The following is a 17,935-nucleotide window of genomic DNA, read 5'->3' on the forward strand; positions in this document are numbered from 1 at the left end:
TAATTCCTTTAATATCTTGTATTTCTCTTCTGCAGAGTAAGATTTTTTGGACATAATAAATACTCCCCCATAAGCAGCCAGATTTTTATTTTTTAATCTGTCTACCTATAGGGGAGCATATCATAATGTAAAAGTGGGTTTTCTTTGTTATTTATAGATTTTTTTCATTATCGTTTAAACTGTTACAATTAACGTCGGTAAACCTGCCTGCTTCGCTCTATCTTCAAGGTTTCTAGCATTATTTATATCATTAAAAGCTCCTATTTGTACTTTGTATAGATTATCACTATAGGATATTGCCGCAGTAAACCCTAATGAACCCGCATATGCAGCAAGCTGATCTGCGTTGCTTCTTTCGCTAAATGCTCCTATTTGTACTCTGTAAAGTGTACCATTTCCGCTATTTCCATTAGAAGAATCTTGCTTTCTAGGCAAGGAAAATGATGTTACAATGCCATTTACATGCCCTCTAGCTATTGCAGAAATAAAGTTTGGGTCTTTCAATCTTTCTGCATCACTTGCAGTATCAATAAAGCCATTCTCTGTCAAAATAGCAGGCATGGTTGTTTCTCTTAACACATGGAAATTCGCTCTTTTTGTTCCTCTATTTTGGAAATTAGTTGCACCTACAATAGCATTATGCAAAGTTGTTTGATACGTTGTTGTAGGAGCACCAACACTAGGATAGATATAACTTTCAAATCCAGTACCGCCACCAGCATTAATATGAACAGATACAAAATAATCTGCATTCCAATTATTTGCTGCGGTTGTTCTTTGAGATAAACTTAATGAACTATCACCAGTACGACTCATTTGTATAGAAACATTATCATATTCATTTTCAAGAATATTTCTCATCTCTGTTGCAATAGCTAAGGTTAGATTTTTTTCTTGTAAGCCATTTGCGGTAGCACCAGGATCAGATCCTCCATGACCAGGGTCAATAAATATTTTCACCATGTTTTCTCACCACCTTACTAATAATTATAGTAAGAATGAAAGAATTTGCTTGTACTCAAACCTATATAAGATATTTATTCTGTACCCTTATAAATTATTTCATCCTGTTCCTGATTTCCTTTAAATGTAACAACATGGATGTTATTTTGATTATCTGAATAGTACAGTGATTTATTTATGATCGTTTGCTGATTCTCTGAGAAACTAAAGAATAGAACCTTTTTTAATTGCCCACTTTTTAATCCTTCAAGGTCCACACTATCAATGTTTGTATCATTCTGATAATCAGTCTTCGGACAAATATCAAATCTCCAAACTACATTATTATACATTTCTCCAGTAACTTCCTTATAGTCATTTCCTAAGATAGTCTTAATCTCTTCTTTTGTTTCTATGTTAGCTATTTGTTCCGTTAACTCGAGTGTAGTTTGATCACAATTATTCATTGTTTTCGCTGCATGATATTCTGTATGAAATGGCCCAATAGTTAGAATAGATATAAGCATTGTCATGATTAATAATTGCTTCGTTGGCAACAGACTTCCACTCCTTACTTCCTTCGTTTACTTTCAAAAATAGTTATATTTCATTTATATTACAAAGGTTATAAAATATTTACATCTTGAAAAAATATTTTTTTGAGTGCTTGTACCTTTCTAACAATATGAAGGTAAACAGCATTTCATGATAAAATACTCCAACCAATAGCTCGTCTGTCGCATACTCTAACAGGACATGCATACAATGAAAGAGAAGGAGGATTATGTGCATGAAAAATAAACGTATGATTGTATTCGTTGTTGTCCTACTCTTAGCTTTTATTGCATACATACAGACACCTACAGCTAGTATCAATAAAGACCAAGTATTATTCTATAGTGCGAACACTGAAGATGCAGAGGTATCATCAAGCCTTGAAGAATTATATGGTGCTCCCATCTTAGAATACAAACTAGAAGATACAAAAGAAGAAGATGGATTTCTCATTGAAACATATCGAGAATATGAAATCTATAAAGATAAAAACGGTGAAGTGGTAAAAACGGTAGCCACTGATCATACACAATTTTTACAATATGCCAAATAATACGAAAGAGTGTCCCTAACATATATTTCGTATAGGGACACTTTTTTATTTTATTCTTGCTTTTTCTTCTTTTCTTTCTCCGCACGATAAAACTCATGAAACATCTTCATTAAAGCTCTTTTTTCGATACGGGAGACATAACTTCTAGATATTCCTAATTCCTTCGCTATTTCCCGCTGCGTTTTTTCCTTTTTTAAATCCAGACCAAAGCGCCCAATGATTACTTCTTTCTCTCTATCATCTAACACATCGATGTATTCTTTTACTTTTTCTAATTCCATATTTAATTGTATCGTATTTACTACGTCTTCTGATTCTGATTTGAGAACGTCTATTAAGCTAATTTCATTCCCCTCTTTATCTTGCCCTATTGGGTCATGAAGAGAGACATCTTTTTTTGTTTTTTTCAAAGCCCTTAAATGCATAAGTATTTCATTCTCAATACATCTCGCCGCATATGTCGCTAACTTTGTACCTTTTCCTTCTGAAAAACTCTCTATCCCTTTAATTAGCCCGATTGTACCAATGGAGATTAAGTCCTCTGAATCTTCTCCTGTATTCTCAAACTTTTTAACAATATGAGCTACTAATCGTAAATTATGTTCTATTAACATATTCCTCGCATAGGAGTCTCCATTTGCCATCTGCGTTAAGTATTTTTTTTCGTCAGCCGCAGATAATGGCTGAGGAAATGCATTGTTCTTTACATAGGAAACAAGAAATACCAATTCTTTTAACAAAGCACCGATCGATAATAAGATTCCAGTCATTCTTTCCACCTCCACTTTCAAGGACAATTGCCTATACTCATTACTATGTGAAGAAGACGGATGATTTGCATGTCCATTTCAGAATAAATATAGGAAAAATCTGTTTATTTTAGGTTTGAGAGCTTCTTACTTTGGGTAAATCCATGCAAAATATGGGGTGGAGCAGCCAAATATTAACAAGCTACCTTTTATAGGAACAACTACAGGAACAATAGAATTATTTACCAATCTTTAGCTATTTTTAATGTTTTTCCTATAAAAACTTGTATAATATGAATATTAATAAAATCCAATCATGTAAGGGGATGCAGTATGGATACAAAATATCTAGATTTACTAACAGAAAAGTATGACTCTGAGGAGAAGATTGTTACTGAAATTATCAATCTAGATGCAATACTTAATTTACCAAAAGGCACGGAGCATTTTGTTAGTGATTTACACGGTGAATATCACGCATTCCAACATGTCCTTCGAAATGGTTCAGGAAATGTGAAGGAAAAAATTCGAGATTTATTTAAGGATGAGCTTACAGATAAAGAGATAAATGAATTTGCTACATTAGTATATTATCCAGAGGAAAAACTAAAAATGATGGTTAATTCCTTTGCTAAAAACCAGGATCTTGAGGTTTGGTATGCTGAAACAATAGAACGAATGATTCGCTTAGTTTCTTATGCTTCTAGTAAATATACTAATTCTAAAGTTAGAAAAGCATTACCACAAAGCTTTGTTTATATTATAGAAGAGCTTCTTTATGAGAAAAATGAATTAAATAATAAAACGGATTATTATTCTAGTATTATTGCCAGAGTTATTTCGTTAGGACAAGCAAACAAGCTTATTACGGGACTAGCTTATACTATTCAGCGTCTTGTAGTAGATCATCTGCATGTTGTTGGTGATATATATGATCGAGGACCAGATCCTGATAAAATTATGGATACTTTAATGAACTATCACTCGGTAGATGTACAATGGGGTAATCACGATGTTTTGTGGATTGGAGCCTATTCTGGATCAATGGTATGCTTAGCAAACATTATTAGAATATGTGCTAGATATGATAATCTTTCCATCATTGAGGATGGCTATGGTATTAATCTACGACCATTATTAAACTTAGCAAATAAGTATTACGAAGACAATACTGCTTTCCGTCCTAAAATGAATAGCAAAAAGGAAGATGTTTTAGGAGAGAATATTCTACAAATCACCAAGATACATCAGGCTATTTCTATTATTCAATTTAAGCTGGAGATGTCTATTATAAAAAGACGACCAGATTTTAATATGCACCATCGACTTCTTTTAGAGAAAATTAATTATGAGGAAAAAACGATTGAACTCAATGGAATAACTTATCCATTAGAAAATACTTGTTTTAATACGATCGACCCAAACAACCCTTGTGAACTCACTAAAGAGGAAGAACAAGTGATGAATAAATTATTATTCTCTATTCATCATTCAGAGAAGCTAGCTAGACATATCCACTTTTTGATGAACAATGGGAGTCTTTACTTAAAGTACAATAGTAACCTGTTAATTCATGGTTGTATCCCATTAAATGAAGACGGTAGTATGAAGGAAATGGTACTAGATGGGAAAAGTTACTGTGGCAGAGAATTACTTGACCTTTTTGAAAATCATTTGCGATACAGCTTTAGGAATTCAAAAGTAACAAATGATTTTTCCACAGATTTAGTCTGGTACTTATGGACTGGAGAGAACTCTTCGTTATTTGGAAAGAAGGATATGACTACTTTTGAGCGCTATTTTATTAAAGATAAAGCAACTCATAAAGAATGGAAAAACCCATATTATACGTTAAGAGAGAATGAAGAGATATGTAGAGCTATTCTTTGTGAATTTGGACTAAATCCTGATCAAGGCCATATCATTAATGGACATACACCCGTGGAAGAAATTAATGGAGAGAATCCTATAAAAGCCAATAGTAAAATGATTGTCATAGATGGTGGTTTTTCAAAAGCCTATCAACCAAAAACAGGCATTGCTGGTTATACGCTGCTCTACAACTCCTATGGAATGCAACTTGTAGCACATAAACGTTTTAACTCAAAAGAGGATGTATTAGCAAATGGAACAGATGTTTTATCTGTAAAAAGAGTAGTAGATAGAGAATTACAACGCAAAAAGGTATCTGAAACAAATATTGGTCAAAAACTATTAGAACAAATAGCCGACTTACAACAGCTTCTTGAATATTGTTATAGAAAAAATAAGTGATTTATTCTTAAGAGGAAGTAAGCTCTTTAGCTTACTTCCCCTCTATTTCCCCTGTTATGCAGAATCTTTCTCTACCCATAAGATTGATTGCCGACATTGAAAGATTATTATTGCCATACTCCTTCACTCCTCTATAATTATTATATTATTTTCTTCCAATTACATATAAGGAAGTATGTTCACATGTTTTCTTTTTGTTTCTTCCATTAATTTTTCAATTTGTTCTTCATGTATCATTTGTTCTTCTGATTTTGGCTTATTACGAATAGTTATGGTAAAAAACAGCATATTTATAATCACTATTATCACCTCCTACACTTATTCTTGTTCGTTTTTTTTATAGATATCGAGTGGAATGACTAGAGTCCAAATATTTACGTTTGTTCTCTTCCATTATTCTTTCTATCTCTTGTAAATGCGAATGCTCCTCTTGGGACATTTTCTTTCTGTTAATCGTTATCGTTATAAAGAATATATTTAAGGTCATATTATCACCTCCTTAGGTTACATCCATTACAATGTTTGATTTATATAACCTAATTTTTGTAACTTTAATTGATTTTCGTCCATTTGCATTTGAATGTTTTGTTGCTGCATAATTTCTGATTCTGTCCATTTCTTTTTCTGAAGAGTAATACTCATAAAAATCAAATTTAGCGTCATTTTCATTCTCCTTTTATTTACTTTTTTGTAATATTTTTCTTAAAAAAGCACACAAAAAACCGCAGAGAAGTACAGATCTGCGGTTTTTAAAAAAGGGCATATAAAAACCGCAGGACAGAATTCACCTGCGGTTGGATATACTAATTTAAGAAGAATAATTAGTAAGAGAAAATCAATTCCATTCCTTAGTGGTTGAATTCATGTACATACCATATTTAATTACTTCTACATTGTTTAATTCTGGTAAAAATTTAGTCATTTTATTCAACCTCCTTTGATTTTTTTCTTACATTGGTAAGTATATCCTTTATTTCCAATTTTGTAAACCGCTTTTTGGATATTTGGGTGCTGATATTTTTTAAAACAAAAAAACCTAAATATTACTATTCGAAAACTTCATCTCGAAAGGTAGTATTTATGTTTGTATTATTTATTCTTCTTCTAAATCATTAATTTCACGTTGTATGCTTTTCGCTTTAAACAATAGGTAACTAGAAATACTTAAAAATACAATACATGTTACCATCATAGCAGTGTTAGCGTGAGTGGTTTTCTCTGGCATTGGTATAATTACTCCCAAATAAAAAAAGACTCCTGCAGCTAATAATACAATACCAAATTGTCTAAGGTCCGCCCATTTCCGTTTTAAGGTTTTTATATTCATTATTTATCCCCCTGCTTCCTATTAGACTATGTATCTACCATAACACATTACTAGATTAGCTGACTCTATGAAATTACTAGATGGATTAACAGTATTTTACAATCAGAAATAGCTTAGCATAGGTTTTCCTTTGCTAAGCTCACTTTCCAATCATTTCATTTATCTTACTCTAATGCTTGTTTTAAATCGTCTATTAAATCACTTATATCCTCTAACCCTACAGATATTCTTACTAACCCATCTGTTATTCCCAGTTCTGCTCTTCTTGAAGCTGGTATGGATGCATGTGTCATTCTAGCTGGCACAGATATTAAACTTTCCACTGCACCTAAACTTTCTGCCAGTGTAAAATATTTCACTTTTTGTAGAAGTAATTCTGCGGAATCCGCACTTCCCACATCAAAGCTTATCATACCGCCAAAGCCTAGAGCTTGTTCCTTTGCAATAGTATGGTTGGGATGTGTTGATAATCCAGGATAATAAACTGTAGAGACTTTCGGATGATTATTTAAATAATCCACTAACTCTTTTGCATTGTTTTCATGTTCTTCCATTCGAATACCTAGTGTCTTGATTCCTCTCATTAATAACCAAGCATCCTGCGGTCCCAATACCCCGCCAGTAGCATTTTGAATAAAGTGTAGATCTTCTCCTAGCTTTTCATCATTTACCACAGCAAGACCTGCCACAACATCACTGTGGCCTCCTAAATACTTTGTTGCGCTATGCAATACAATGTCAGCACCTAATGTTAAAGGAGTTTGCCAATATGGAGTTTGAAATGTATTATCTACAATGGTTAGTATATCCTTTTCTTTTGCTAGTTGAGATACTGCTTTTAAGTCAGTAATTTTCAATAATGGATTTGTCGGAGTCTCTATATATAGCGCAACTGTATTTTCTTTCATAGCACTCTTTATTTCTTCTATATCACTGGTATCAATAAACGTTACATCAATTCCAAACTTATTCAATACTTTCGTCATAATACGAAAGGTACCACCATAAACATCGTCTGTTAATAATATATGATCACCTTCTTTAAACAGCATCATCACTGCTGTTATTGCAGCCATACCAGAGCTAAAGGCAAATCCTCTCACACCCTCTTCTAAATCCTTTATTAATTCTTCTAGTGCATGCCGAGTAGGATTACCAGTTCTTGAATACTCAAATCCTTTATGAACTCCTATCCTTTCTTGTTTGTAGGTACTTACTTGATATATAGGAACATTAACAGCTCCTGTATGATTATCTCCCGAAATTCCACCATGTATTAATTTTGTTTTTCTTTTCATGTTATATTCCTCCTTCAAAAATCCGTTTACTCATATATCGATCACTAGAATCTGGGAACACCACAACTATATTTGTTTCCTGATATGCCTGTTTTGCTTCCGTTAAAGCTGCATATAAAGCTGCTCCTGATGAGCTTCCAATTAATAGTCCTTCTTTTAAGGCTACTTGTTTAACATAGGAGAAAGCATCTTCATCTGATACAGTGTGAATGGCATCAAAATAATCTGTTTCCATATAGGAAGGGAGAAACTCCATCCCAATTCCTTCTGTTTTATGTGACCCGCTTTCTCCACCATTAAGTATAGATCCTTCTGGTTCTACTATAACGGTTCTTATTAGTTGGTTTTGCTCTTTTAAATACTTTGCTGTTCCCATAAATGTTCCACCTGTTCCAGCTCCAGCAACAAAAACATCTAGTTTTTTATCTAGCTGCTCCCAAATTTCTGGACCAAGGGTTTTATAATAGGTATCTGGATTTTCTCTATTTTCAAACTGTCCAGGTATATAGGAGTTGGGTATTTTCTTATGCAATTCTTTCGCCTTATCCATTGCACCTTTCATCCCTAATTCTGTTGGGGTATGAATAACTTCTGCTCCAAGTGCTTTCATGATTTCTTGTTTCTCTATACTAAACTTCTGTGGCACACATACGATCACTTTTACTCCCCATTTTATAGCTGCAAGAGCAAGACCTATTCCTGTGTTACCTGCAGTAGGCTCAATGATTGTTCCTTCCGCCTTTAATTTTCCAGCGATTATTGCGTTTTGTATAAACTCATATCCTAATCGATCTTTAATACTTCCACCAGGGTTGTAATATTCTAGCTTCGCAAATATCCTCACATATTCTGGAATAGGGAATTGTGTTATTTCTATCATTGGTGTATTCCCAATCATCTGATGAACATTATCATACACTTTCATCTGCTGATCCCTCCCTTTGTATTCTTTCCAGATTTTCCTTAAACTCAAGTTTATCCAATAATTAACTACCCACTATTCTTATCTATTTACTTGTATTTAAGAGTTAAAAAGAGGTGAGAGTAAATCTCTCACCCATTTTTAACTCTTTACAACTTGTTCACAATACTCATAACAAGGTTAGCAGAATGAACTGCTGCCTTTTCTAGATATTGATCAAATGAAAGATGTGATTCTTTTCCTGCAATATCAGATAAAGATCTAATGATAACAAAAGGAATTCCATATTGATAAGCAACTTGGCTAATTGCTGCTGCTTCCATTTCTACTGCTTGTAATGCTTGGAATTTCACTTTAATAAATGCAGCTTGTTCAGGCTTATTAATAAATGAATCACCTGTTGTAATTAACCCTTTTACGACAGCATGATCGCCTATTTCTTGTGCACTTTCTTCTGCAATAGTAACCAATTTCTCATCAGCAATGAAACTAGCAGGCATTTGTGGAACTTGACCATACTCGTAACCAAATATAGTTGCATCAACATCATGGTGTCGAACCTCAGTAGAGATAACAACATCTCCAACTTCTAAATCAGGGTTGAGTCCACCTGCAGATCCTGTATTTATTAATACATCTGGTTTAAATGTTTGAAGAAGTATCGTCGTACTCATTGCTGCGTTTACTTTACCGATACCAGAACGAAGCAAAATTACTTCTCTTCCTGACATCTCTCCCTCAATAAAATCAAAGCCAACAATTGTCTGTTCTTTTTTATTCGTAATATGTTCACGTAATAAACTAACTTCTTCTTCCATTGCACCGATAATTGCTATTTTCATTTGTTAACCTCTTTCTTATTGTTTTACAGCTTCCATGATCCAGACAAAATCATTCATCTGGTGAAAACTTACAGAGAAACCATTCTTCCTTAATATATTTTTTAAAACAGGAATAGTGGTATAATATTCTCTTTTCAAATCTGCTACTAAATTAGCATACCCTAAATCTTCCGCCTTTTGAATAGCAGAATAATAAGCTTCCTTTGATTCAAATATTGTATCCGCAAAAACTATTTTACCACCAACTAATAAGAAATCACTATATAACTTAATAGCAGTAGCTTTTTCTTCATCTGTTAAATGATGAAAAGCATAAGAACTAGTAAAGGTATCAGGTTTGCAATCTATGCAAAAATTCAAGAAATCCCCATCTAGTATTGTGACAAAATCTCCAACTTTTTCTACTGTTCTTTTTCTCATAGAAATAGATGGTTCAATGCCTGTTACCTGTAAACCCTTATCTAATAGCTTAATCGTTAAATTTCCAGTTCCAGTTCCAAATTCTACAACATTGCCAAAAGATCGCTCAGCTACTGCATATAAAATGTTTTGATATGAAGAAAATACCGCTTCATATTCTTTATTTTCATGTATGCTCTCATCATAAGAGTCAGCCCAATTTTCAAAGATATCTAAAAACTCTCTTCCCATATCTGTTCCACTCCCACCAAACACTATAATTCCTATGAGTATACTATGATATAAACTAAAAGATGTTCTTCTTTTAGCATAGCTATTTCATTTTTTCATCAATCTAATTTCATAGATTAAATTTAATAGAAGCAAATCCATCATTTGAACCTTTCTTCGTTTCTATATGTTTTGATTATGGTATGATAGCTTTACTTAAAGTAATCTGGTTTTCCAGTTAGTATATAAAAGAAAGGATGTAGTCAGATGCATTTTCAAATGGAAATGATAGAGGATAAGGTGGAGTTTTTTGAAGGCGATAACCTCAAAACATTGGAAAAAAGGATACATGAACAAATTGAAATAAATAAAGCTATTTTACTTACGGTACATTCTGTTAGCCATCAAACCACCTTGCTCGAAAATGGACGAATGTATTATACCGCAGTCGTTCATTTTAAAATGAAGGGGAAATAAGCAATTGTAAAAAGCCTGAACTATTTGGAATTATTACGATTGTTTTCCATATAGTTCAGGCTTTTAGTTGTTATTACCATACTCTATGAACTCTATTAAATGGATAACAAACATTTGATTCCCTCCTTTAAAATTAGAAAGGAATGAAAATATTTGAAGCTCAATGAAACGAACTTGTTCATATTGGTAACGATTATCTGATATTTAAATCCTGTACTTCTTCTACTTTTGTAGGTTTCCATCCACTTCCGTTAACCCATTCAATGTATACGCGGTATTTTTCTGTCTTATCTTTAGAAGATACGGTACCGATTGATTTTTGTGGATCTTTATTATTGTTACCAAGGAACCATACTACCATGTTATCACTGTCTAAACCAGTTGCATAGGCAATTGCTTCTAATTGTTCATTCCAATCCGTTCCTTCAGAGTAGGTAGCAACATGTTCTCCAGTTTGTGTAGTACCCACTGGTTTCCATGAAGGGTTTTCAATTGTAGTAATAACATTCGAATCACTACCGCCTTCTGTAATAATGGCTCCATCTTCCCCTATTTCCTGATCCTCATCTTCCTTATCACTTGCTTTATTGCTGTCTTTGTTATCTTTTTGGCTAGCAGCAGATTCTGCATTTTGTTGGGTGTTAGTAGTTTCTGCTGTCTCTTCTTGATCATCCTTGTTGCTAAAGATAGAATACGAGACAACTACAATTAACAGAATCACAACGATAATTAGTCCATTTAGTATGAGGTTTGTTTTCTTTCTCTTGGAGCGTTGTTGATATCTTGTTCTACTTGCATTTGTTTCCTCATTAAGTTCTTGCTTGTTCAAGGTGTTTCTCCTCCTAGTTCATGCGAAAAGTATCTATTATCTATCTCTTTTTTAAAGTTCCATTTTCACGTACTTCCAAAGCATTCATTTACTACAAGACAGTAACTTTGATGGGTCACAACTGCCTTATAGACTGTAGATATTTTAACATGTTTTTATAGAATTAGAAAAGAAAAACCAAATTTTGAGTTCTAATACCTATGAATTTCCATTTAATTCATACGTTACTTTCACCATATCGGCAAAAACGGGGTTTACTCCACCCACATCTGAAAAAACGTCTAAATTTACAGTAACTAATGCATATTTAGGATTTTCATAAGGGAAGTAACCAGCGAACCATTTGTTATGAAGCTGTTTATCCTCTACATAAACACCAGTTTCAGCGGTCCCTGATTTTCCTGCAACTGTATAAGGGAGATCTTGAAACCATCTGCCCGTACCATTTTGGTTAACCACTACTTCTCTTAATAGTTCTTGTAATCTTGAAATGGTATAAGGGGAAAGGGTATCTCCTTCTAATTCTTTCTTTCCAAAAGAGTACAGAGTAGTCCCATTTTTATATTGAATTTGAGAGACAGCCTGTACACTTTCCTTTTTCCCACCTTTAGCAATGGTGGACATCATGTTGGCGACTGCAAGAGGTGTTACTCTTACCTCGTTTTGTCCTATTCCAGTCAGAGCTACATAATTATTATCCTTTTTCTCTTCTTCCTTTAAGAAAATTCTTCCTTCTTCCTCTCCAGTTAATTGTCTAAAGTTCTCTAAGTGAAATACATCCCCTTCCCACCCAGATATATTTGTTAGCGCTAATTTGTCAGCATATTCTGCTATTAAGTTCACATTAATATCTTTTAACTCTTTCGCTAATGTACTAAATGTATTATTACAGCTTACCGCAAAACTAGTAGTGAAATCTAGCATACCATGTTGATAAACAGTGTCAGGTTCTCCATTAATTTTTTTACTACAATCAAAAGTACGATTTCCCTCGATATTATTATCCATTGCAGCTGCAGCGACTACTGTCTTAAAAACTGAGCCTACAATTTGTTGTTTTAACATATAATTGTTAATTCCATTTGTTTCATACGGATTTTCTTCACTAATATGAGGTCTTGAAACCATAGCCGCAATAGAGTTATCCTCTAGGTTTAATAAAACAAGCCCACCTTTTTTTATACCATGCTGATCTACTAGCTCTTCTGCTCTTTGTTGTAAATCAAGATCAATTGTTGTTTTTATATTTACAGGATAAAATGGATTCCCTGGTTCGACATATTTAACATTAAGGCCAAATAGAGGATCACCTTTAGCATCCACATGATACACTAATTTAGAATCTCCCTCTGGTAATAGAAATTCATCAAAGCTTTGTTCTAAACCTGTTAACCCAATAAGCGTATCATTCGATAACTCTTTATCAGTATAGCGATTTCTTAAAAGATCTGTGTTTTGACCGGTAATTCCGATTAGTTGCTCAGCAATTGTTTGATTAAGGTGAAATTTCTTTTCTACAGCGAACACTCCAGGTATCTTCAAGTTATTGATTTCATCCACTTGACTCGTTGTTAATACTAATGGTTGTTTCCCTCCGTATACAACTGGCTCTTCTGCTTCTTTAATACTATTTTTAACATTATATTCACTAGTCCCAATAATATCCGCTATTTTTTGACTATTCCAATCCATCTTATTTAAGAAAGGAAATAGTATTAATACGGCTTTCGTTTGATCAGTTAAGGATTGTCCATTTTTATCAAGAAAGGAACCTCTTCCATTATCTAATTCCATTTCTTGTGATCTTTGTTTGACACTTGCCTCTACTAAGTTCACCCCATGTTTTGAAAAATGCTCTGTCTCTACTAATTGTATTTGAACTAGTCGGGCAATAAGTAACATTAAACCTGTAATAAATAATATACCAATACCTACCGTTCTTTTTCTCCACATAAAAAACACCTCATCAACAGTGTTGACGAGGTGTACCTTTTTCAAACCAACGATAGTTGGAGAATTATTTAATAGTAAGGATTTTTACGTTCATTTCTCCACCAGGAGTTTGTACTACTACTTTGTCTCCAACTTTTTTACCAATTAAGTTTTTAGCAATTGGAGAGTCGTTGGAAATTTTCCCTTCAAATGGATCTGCTTCTGCACTTCCAACGATTGTGTATGTTTCTTCGTCTCCATCTGGTAACTCAATAAAAGTTACAGAGCTTCCTAAAGAAACTTTATCACGATCTAATTCATCTTCTGAAATGATTCTTGCATTACGAATCATGTTTTCAATTGTTGTAATACGACCTTCAACAAATGCTTGTTCTTCTTTTGCCGAATCATACTCTGAGTTCTCTGATAAATCACCAAAACTACGAGCTATTTTAATACGCTCTACTACTTCTTTACGCTTAACCGTTTTTAATTGTTCTAATTCTTGTTCTAACTTTTCTTTACCTGCTAATGTCATTGGAAATTCTTTTTCGATTGCCAAAATCTTCACTCCTTAAAAGTATCGAGCCCTTACTTTATTTATTACCGCTTTACGTATTACAAACGGCTATAAGTAAGCAACTCTTTCATTATGTATTAAAGATATTAGCACACAAATCATTTCGCGCGCTTTAATTTCTAATAGAATGAGTTTAATACGGATTGCCAAAAAAAGAAAGCATTTTCTATCAAGAAAAGGAATGTTCCTTACAGTTTTCACTATTTTATGTTATTTTTGCAAGAATATCCATCTTCTTTTCGACTTTTCCTGTAGTCCTCCATAAGAGGGAAGGGCTGCTTCACATAAAGTTTTTCTTTCATGTGAAGGCAACCCTATCATTTAAGAATACTATCTACAACACACTAATTGTTTCACAATAATGACTTTTGTTCAAGAATGGTTTGTATTTTGGTAACCATTAAATCAATTGCTACATGATTTTGGCCACCCTCTGGAATAATAATATCTGCATATCTTTTCGTTGGTTCAATAAATTGATTGTGCATTGGTCTTACAACATTCACATACTGATCAATGACAGAATCTAATGTTCTTCCTCGTTCTTGAATATCTCTTGTCATTCTTCTAATAATACGGATATCCGCATCTGTATCTACATATAACTTCATATCCATTAAGTTTCTAAGTCCTTCATCTTCTAAGATAAGGATACCTTCGACAATAATAACATCCTTAGGCTCTACATGAATACTCTCTTCTGAGCGAGTATGCATCGAGTAATTATAAACAGGCTTTTCAACCGACTCATAATTTAATAACTTTTGGATATGATTTATTAAAAGTTCATTATCAAACGCTAAAGGATGGTCATAGTTTGTTTTTAGGCGCTCCTCAAAAGGCAAATGAGACTGATCCTTGTAATAATAATCTTGTTCAAGCATAAGAATAGAATGACCTTTAAAATGATCAAAAATTGCTTTTGTCACACTCGTTTTTCCAGATCCGGAGCCACCCGCGACACCAATTACTACTGGTTTTGGTTGCATTTTTATAGCTCCTTCCTCATCATATTATTAGGATATACAGGTTTGTCTACTTTAAAAGTGACAATTTGAAGTGGATGTCTTGCAGCATCTAATTCATTTCCTTTTTCATCCCATACTTTATCAATATTCATTGTAAAATTATCTATTTCAGGACCAAAGAATTCTACTTCTTGTCCAGGTTTAAAGAAGTTTCTTTGTTGCAATGTAACCATTTTTGTTTCTTCGTTATAGTCAAGAACTAAGCCTACAAAATCAAAGGTTGTCTTTTTGCTATGATTGCCAAACATTTGCTCTTTATACCCTGGTTGTCCTTCAAAGAACGCAGGAGCAGTTTCACGATTGGCACACTTGTCTAACTCCTTCAACCAACTCTCTTTAATAACAAAATGATCTGGATCTGCACAATAAGCATCTATTACTTTACGATAAACACTAACTACTGTTGCAATATAGTGAATGGACTTCATTCTTCCTTCTATCTTTAAACTGTCAATTCCTAATTCAATCATACGAGGAATAGATTCAATTAATTTTAAATCTTTTGGGCTCATTGCGAATGGAGCATCCTCTGTTTGGAATAATGGATTTTCTTGTGTACCATTTAATGCATACAGGTCATAATCCCAGCGACAAGACTGACAGCAGCCACCTCGATTGGAATCTCGTGCAGTCATATGGTTACTTAATGTACAGCGACCAGAGTATGCAATACACATTGCTCCATGAATGAATGTTTCAATTTCAATATCCACTTTTTCTTTCATTTCTTTAATCTCTTCCGCACTTGTTTCACGAGCTAATACTACACGCTCTAAACCTTCTTCTTTCCAGTACTGAACAGCTTTCCAGTTAGATAGAGATTGTTGCGTACTTAAGTGCACTTCAATTTCAGGTGCTACTCTTCTACAAGTCTCAATGATAAGCGGATCTGCTACGATAATACCATGAACTCCTGCTTCTTTTAATCCGAGTAGATATTCTTCTAACCCTTCAATGTTTTCATTATGGGCAAAAATATTAGTAGTAACATAAATTTTCGCATTATACTTTTTAGCAAATTCCACTCCTTCTTTCATTTCTTCAAAAGTGAAATTTCCAGCATTGGAACGCAATCCATATTCTTGACCACCAATAAATACAGCATCGGCTCCGTATGCTACAGCAATTTTTAATTTCTCTAAGTTACCAGCTGGCGCTAATAGCTCTGGTTTTTTTACAATTACTCTTTTTCCATTTCTTATTTCTGAAATAGAATCGAAAACAGTTGTCATTTTATATCCTCCTTTTCTCCTTAATAAACAGTTTCTTTAAAGAAGAACCCTGTATCTAAAGATCTATTTGCTGGTTGAATGCTTTCAATCTCTGAAAGGAGATTATCTTTCTCCTCATCATACTGATCTGGATTATCTAAGTACATTTCTATAGCTTTATTGTACAGCCCTGTCACAGCAATAATATATGCCGAGTCTTTTAGTACTCCATCAATTTTGAAGGCATCAATTTCCGCATCAATCATTTCTTGTAATTCATCAATTATACAAATATCATTAGGGCTCATGATATGAGTACCATTTTCATCTTCAAAAATTGGGTATTTATTTTCTCTTTCCTTATCATGTAAGAACAAGTTTTTATCCTTTTGATGCTCTTCCATCTCTTCTTGTTTGTCTTGATATTGGAAATAGTGACCTAATAAAGAACGCTTTGATTGAAACATAGTAGTCATTCCATGAACTTGTACTTCTATTTCCACTTCTGCATGCTCCTTTGTTTCAATAACAGCATCCATGCTTATTTCTCTAGCTAGAACCGCTCTTTTTGCACCTTTTCTTCCCCAATAATTACATGTATACCAATTAGTACCGATTGTTTCCGCATTCCAGTGCAGCTTTAATTCAGGTGCAACTTCTTTAGCTATCATTAATACAGCTGGATCTCCGTATACAAGTGCATCTACCTGTACTTCTTTTAAGAAAGCAATATAATCTGTTAATTCATCTATCTTCTCATTATGGAAGATTGCATTAACTGCTACATAAACTTTTTTATTTCTACTATGAGCCAATTCAACTACTTTTTCTACATCATCTCTGTTGAATTCTCCTGCCAATCTTAAGCCAAACTTTTGTTCTCCAATGATGAACGCATCTGCACCATTATCCATTAAAGGTACAATATCACTTATCTGAGTTGGAGTTACAAGTAATTCTGGTCTTTTCATTCTGATCCCCTCTTTTTACTGATAGCAATACCATCACCTACTGGCAGAATTGCTGTATAGTATTCTTGATTTTCCATAAGCCATTTGTTATAATCATTAATTTTACGAACGAGTTGTCGAACATTTCTACTTTCTACCTTTTCTGCGGCAACTAGTCCATGAAACAAAATATTATCTGAATATATTACTCCATTGTTAGCGAGTAGTTTTGAATATAAATGAAAGAATTTTTGATATTGTCCTTTAGCGGCATCAATAAAGATAGCATCAAATGGACCATAAGCTTTTACTTCTTCTTCTATCTCTAGCGCATCCCCTTTTAATAATATTACTTGGGATTCTTTTTGAAATTTTTTCACATTCTCAACAGCAATTAGGTACCGGGTATCATCTCTTTCGATAGACACGATCTGGGAGGATGGAAATGCATCGGCCATTCTTAGAGCAGAATATCCTATAGCAGTACCGATTTCTAAAACTTTTTTTGGTTGTTGGATACGAAGAAGCTGCAAAAGTGTCTCTATTCCAATTAGCTCCATTATAGGTACATCTTGTTGCTTCGCATATTCTTCTATTTCCATAAATTCCTTTTTTCTATCTGGAATCATCTTTTCAATATATTCCAATATTTGGTCATTCTGCAAGAAATGAGTCCCTCCTAGCTTAAGCTTAGCCCCTACCCTTTTAGCCCTCTACCTAAAAATAGTTAGCTTCTAATGAATAGAACCTAACACTTGACGTAAAATGAGTACATAACTGGCTACTCAAACAATATATATACGTAAAAACACTTGTACTATTTTATCATAAAATAA

At 33.6% G+C, this 17,935-nt stretch carries 21 protein-coding genes; 3 read left to right on the forward strand and 18 right to left on the reverse strand.

Features of this window, described 5'->3' with window-relative positions; genetic code table 11:
* Window positions 1–174: 174 nt before the first annotated feature.
* Both F9279_RS15400 and F9279_RS15405 read right to left on the reverse strand, forming a co-directional pair.
* Entirely contained in the window at window positions 175–963 is a 789-nt protein-coding gene (locus tag F9279_RS15400; RefSeq protein WP_152114599.1) for an N-acetylmuramoyl-L-alanine amidase, read from the reverse strand.
* A 74-nt stretch (window positions 964–1,037) separates the two neighbouring features.
* The gene (locus tag F9279_RS15405) at window positions 1,038–1,499 is read right to left on the reverse strand and encodes a hypothetical protein (protein ID WP_152114601.1); all 462 of its coding nucleotides are present in this window, start codon (window positions 1,497–1,499) and stop codon (window positions 1,038–1,040) included.
* A 233-nt stretch (window positions 1,500–1,732) separates the two neighbouring features.
* Between F9279_RS15405 and F9279_RS15410 the strand changes: the two genes are divergently transcribed.
* Window positions 1,733–2,050, forward strand: coding sequence for a hypothetical protein (locus F9279_RS15410; RefSeq protein WP_152114603.1), 318 nt, complete (start codon window positions 1,733–1,735; stop codon window positions 2,048–2,050).
* A 50-nt stretch (window positions 2,051–2,100) separates the two neighbouring features.
* Here F9279_RS15410 and sigK read toward each other — a convergent pair whose 3' ends face one another.
* Window positions 2,101–2,820, reverse strand: coding sequence for an RNA polymerase sporulation sigma factor SigK (gene sigK / locus F9279_RS15415; protein WP_152114605.1), 720 nt, complete (start codon window positions 2,818–2,820; stop codon window positions 2,101–2,103).
* 312 nt (window positions 2,821–3,132) lie between these two features.
* Between sigK and F9279_RS15420 the strand changes: the two genes are divergently transcribed.
* Window positions 3,133–5,073, forward strand: coding sequence for a fructose-1,6-bisphosphatase (locus tag F9279_RS15420; protein ID WP_152114607.1), 1,941 nt, complete (start codon window positions 3,133–3,135; stop codon window positions 5,071–5,073).
* A 159-nt stretch (window positions 5,074–5,232) separates the two neighbouring features.
* Here the strand turns inward: F9279_RS15420 and F9279_RS15425 are convergent, their stop codons facing one another.
* From F9279_RS15425 to F9279_RS15460, 8 genes are all read right to left on the reverse strand, one after another.
* Window positions 5,233–5,373, reverse strand: coding sequence for a YrzI family small protein (locus F9279_RS15425; protein ID WP_152114609.1), 141 nt, complete (start codon window positions 5,371–5,373; stop codon window positions 5,233–5,235).
* A gap of 37 nt (window positions 5,374–5,410) precedes the next feature.
* Window positions 5,411–5,560: a YrzI family small protein gene (locus F9279_RS15430; protein WP_152114611.1), complete on the reverse strand. Its 150-nt coding sequence runs from the start codon at window positions 5,558–5,560 to the stop codon at window positions 5,411–5,413.
* 26 nt (window positions 5,561–5,586) lie between these two features.
* The gene (locus tag F9279_RS15435) at window positions 5,587–5,736 is read right to left on the reverse strand and encodes a YrzI family small protein (RefSeq protein WP_152114613.1); all 150 of its coding nucleotides are present in this window, start codon (window positions 5,734–5,736) and stop codon (window positions 5,587–5,589) included.
* 430 nt (window positions 5,737–6,166) lie between these two features.
* Window positions 6,167–6,400, reverse strand: coding sequence for a YrhC family protein (locus tag F9279_RS15440; RefSeq protein ID WP_152114615.1), 234 nt, complete (start codon window positions 6,398–6,400; stop codon window positions 6,167–6,169).
* Between the two features lie 164 nt (window positions 6,401–6,564).
* Window positions 6,565–7,698, reverse strand: a complete 1,134-nt coding sequence (locus F9279_RS15445) for a bifunctional cystathionine gamma-lyase/homocysteine desulfhydrase (protein ID WP_152114617.1) — start codon at window positions 7,696–7,698, stop codon at window positions 6,565–6,567.
* A 1-nt stretch (window position 7,699) separates the two neighbouring features.
* Entirely contained in the window at window positions 7,700–8,623 is a 924-nt protein-coding gene (locus tag F9279_RS15450) for a PLP-dependent cysteine synthase family protein (protein ID WP_152114619.1), read from the reverse strand.
* 146 nt (window positions 8,624–8,769) lie between these two features.
* Window positions 8,770–9,462, reverse strand: coding sequence for a 5'-methylthioadenosine/S-adenosylhomocysteine nucleosidase (gene mtnN / locus F9279_RS15455; RefSeq protein WP_152114621.1), 693 nt, complete (start codon window positions 9,460–9,462; stop codon window positions 8,770–8,772).
* A 15-nt stretch (window positions 9,463–9,477) separates the two neighbouring features.
* Complete coding sequence (locus F9279_RS15460) at window positions 9,478–10,113, reverse strand: class I SAM-dependent DNA methyltransferase (RefSeq protein ID WP_152114623.1); 636 nt, start codon at window positions 10,111–10,113, stop codon at window positions 9,478–9,480.
* Window positions 10,114–10,359: 246 nt separating this feature from the next.
* Between F9279_RS15460 and F9279_RS15465 the strand changes: the two genes are divergently transcribed.
* Window positions 10,360–10,569, forward strand: coding sequence for a DUF2536 family protein (locus F9279_RS15465; RefSeq protein WP_152114625.1), 210 nt, complete (start codon window positions 10,360–10,362; stop codon window positions 10,567–10,569).
* 193 nt (window positions 10,570–10,762) lie between these two features.
* Here the strand turns inward: F9279_RS15465 and F9279_RS15470 are convergent, their stop codons facing one another.
* The 7 genes from F9279_RS15470 to F9279_RS15500 all read right to left on the reverse strand — a co-directional run bounded on the left by F9279_RS15470 (window position 10,763) and on the right by F9279_RS15500 (window position 17,764).
* Entirely contained in the window at window positions 10,763–11,398 is a 636-nt protein-coding gene (locus F9279_RS15470) for a YrrS family protein (protein WP_152114627.1), read from the reverse strand.
* Between the two features lie 198 nt (window positions 11,399–11,596).
* Complete coding sequence (locus F9279_RS15475; RefSeq protein WP_152114629.1) at window positions 11,597–13,351, reverse strand: peptidoglycan D,D-transpeptidase FtsI family protein; 1,755 nt, start codon at window positions 13,349–13,351, stop codon at window positions 11,597–11,599.
* A gap of 64 nt (window positions 13,352–13,415) precedes the next feature.
* Window positions 13,416–13,892, reverse strand: coding sequence for a transcription elongation factor GreA (greA, locus tag F9279_RS15480; protein WP_152114631.1), 477 nt, complete (start codon window positions 13,890–13,892; stop codon window positions 13,416–13,418).
* Window positions 13,893–14,263: 371 nt separating this feature from the next.
* Window positions 14,264–14,899 (reverse strand): uridine kinase, encoded by a 636-nt coding sequence (gene udk / locus F9279_RS15485; RefSeq protein ID WP_152114633.1) that lies wholly within the window; start codon window positions 14,897–14,899, stop codon window positions 14,264–14,266.
* Window positions 14,900–14,901: 2 nt separating this feature from the next.
* The gene (locus F9279_RS15490) at window positions 14,902–16,170 is read right to left on the reverse strand and encodes a peptidase U32 family protein (protein WP_152114635.1); all 1,269 of its coding nucleotides are present in this window, start codon (window positions 16,168–16,170) and stop codon (window positions 14,902–14,904) included.
* Between the two features lie 20 nt (window positions 16,171–16,190).
* Window positions 16,191–17,120 (reverse strand): peptidase U32 family protein, encoded by a 930-nt coding sequence (locus F9279_RS15495; protein ID WP_152114637.1) that lies wholly within the window; start codon window positions 17,118–17,120, stop codon window positions 16,191–16,193.
* Complete coding sequence (locus F9279_RS15500) at window positions 17,117–17,764, reverse strand: O-methyltransferase (RefSeq protein ID WP_226793577.1); 648 nt, start codon at window positions 17,762–17,764, stop codon at window positions 17,117–17,119. Before F9279_RS15500 ends, F9279_RS15495 begins: the two co-directional genes overlap by 4 nt.
* Window positions 17,765–17,935 lie beyond the last annotated feature (171 nt).

This window comes from Bacillus sp. B1-b2 (genome assembly GCF_009183415.1).
Lineage (GTDB): Bacteria > Bacillota > Bacilli > Bacillales > Cytobacillaceae > Niallia.

Excerpts from the sequence above, each read along its gene's own strand:
- F9279_RS15430 (WP_152114611.1), bottom strand. The coding sequence starts at position 5,560 with ATGACCTTAAATATATTCTTTATAACGATAACGATTAACAGAAAGAAA.
- udk (WP_152114633.1), bottom strand. The coding sequence starts at position 14,899 with ATGCAACCAAAACCAGTAGTAATTGGTGTCGCGGGTGGCTCCGGATCT.
- F9279_RS15435 (WP_152114613.1), bottom strand. The coding sequence starts at position 5,736 with ATGACGCTAAATTTGATTTTTATGAGTATTACTCTTCAGAAAAAGAAA.
- F9279_RS15445 (WP_152114617.1), bottom strand. The coding sequence starts at position 7,698 with ATGAAAAGAAAAACAAAATTAATACATGGTGGAATTTCGGGAGATAAT.
- F9279_RS15450 (WP_152114619.1), bottom strand. The coding sequence starts at position 8,623 with ATGAAAGTGTATGATAATGTTCATCAGATGATTGGGAATACACCAATG.
- F9279_RS15410 (WP_152114603.1), top strand. The coding sequence starts at position 1,733 with ATGAAAAATAAACGTATGATTGTATTCGTTGTTGTCCTACTCTTAGCT.
- F9279_RS15440 (WP_152114615.1), bottom strand. The coding sequence starts at position 6,400 with ATGAATATAAAAACCTTAAAACGGAAATGGGCGGACCTTAGACAATTT.
- F9279_RS15420 (WP_152114607.1), top strand. The coding sequence starts at position 3,133 with ATGGATACAAAATATCTAGATTTACTAACAGAAAAGTATGACTCTGAG.
- F9279_RS15400 (WP_152114599.1), bottom strand. The coding sequence starts at position 963 with ATGGTGAAAATATTTATTGACCCTGGTCATGGAGGATCTGATCCTGGT.
- mtnN (WP_152114621.1), bottom strand. The coding sequence starts at position 9,462 with ATGAAAATAGCAATTATCGGTGCAATGGAAGAAGAAGTTAGTTTATTA.
- F9279_RS15460 (WP_152114623.1), bottom strand. The coding sequence starts at position 10,113 with ATGGGAAGAGAGTTTTTAGATATCTTTGAAAATTGGGCTGACTCTTAT.
- F9279_RS15490 (WP_152114635.1), bottom strand. The coding sequence starts at position 16,170 with ATGACAACTGTTTTCGATTCTATTTCAGAAATAAGAAATGGAAAAAGA.
- F9279_RS15495 (WP_152114637.1), bottom strand. The coding sequence starts at position 17,120 with ATGAAAAGACCAGAATTACTTGTAACTCCAACTCAGATAAGTGATATT.
- sigK (WP_152114605.1), bottom strand. The coding sequence starts at position 2,820 with ATGACTGGAATCTTATTATCGATCGGTGCTTTGTTAAAAGAATTGGTA.
- F9279_RS15465 (WP_152114625.1), top strand. The coding sequence starts at position 10,360 with ATGCATTTTCAAATGGAAATGATAGAGGATAAGGTGGAGTTTTTTGAA.
- F9279_RS15475 (WP_152114629.1), bottom strand. The coding sequence starts at position 13,351 with ATGTGGAGAAAAAGAACGGTAGGTATTGGTATATTATTTATTACAGGT.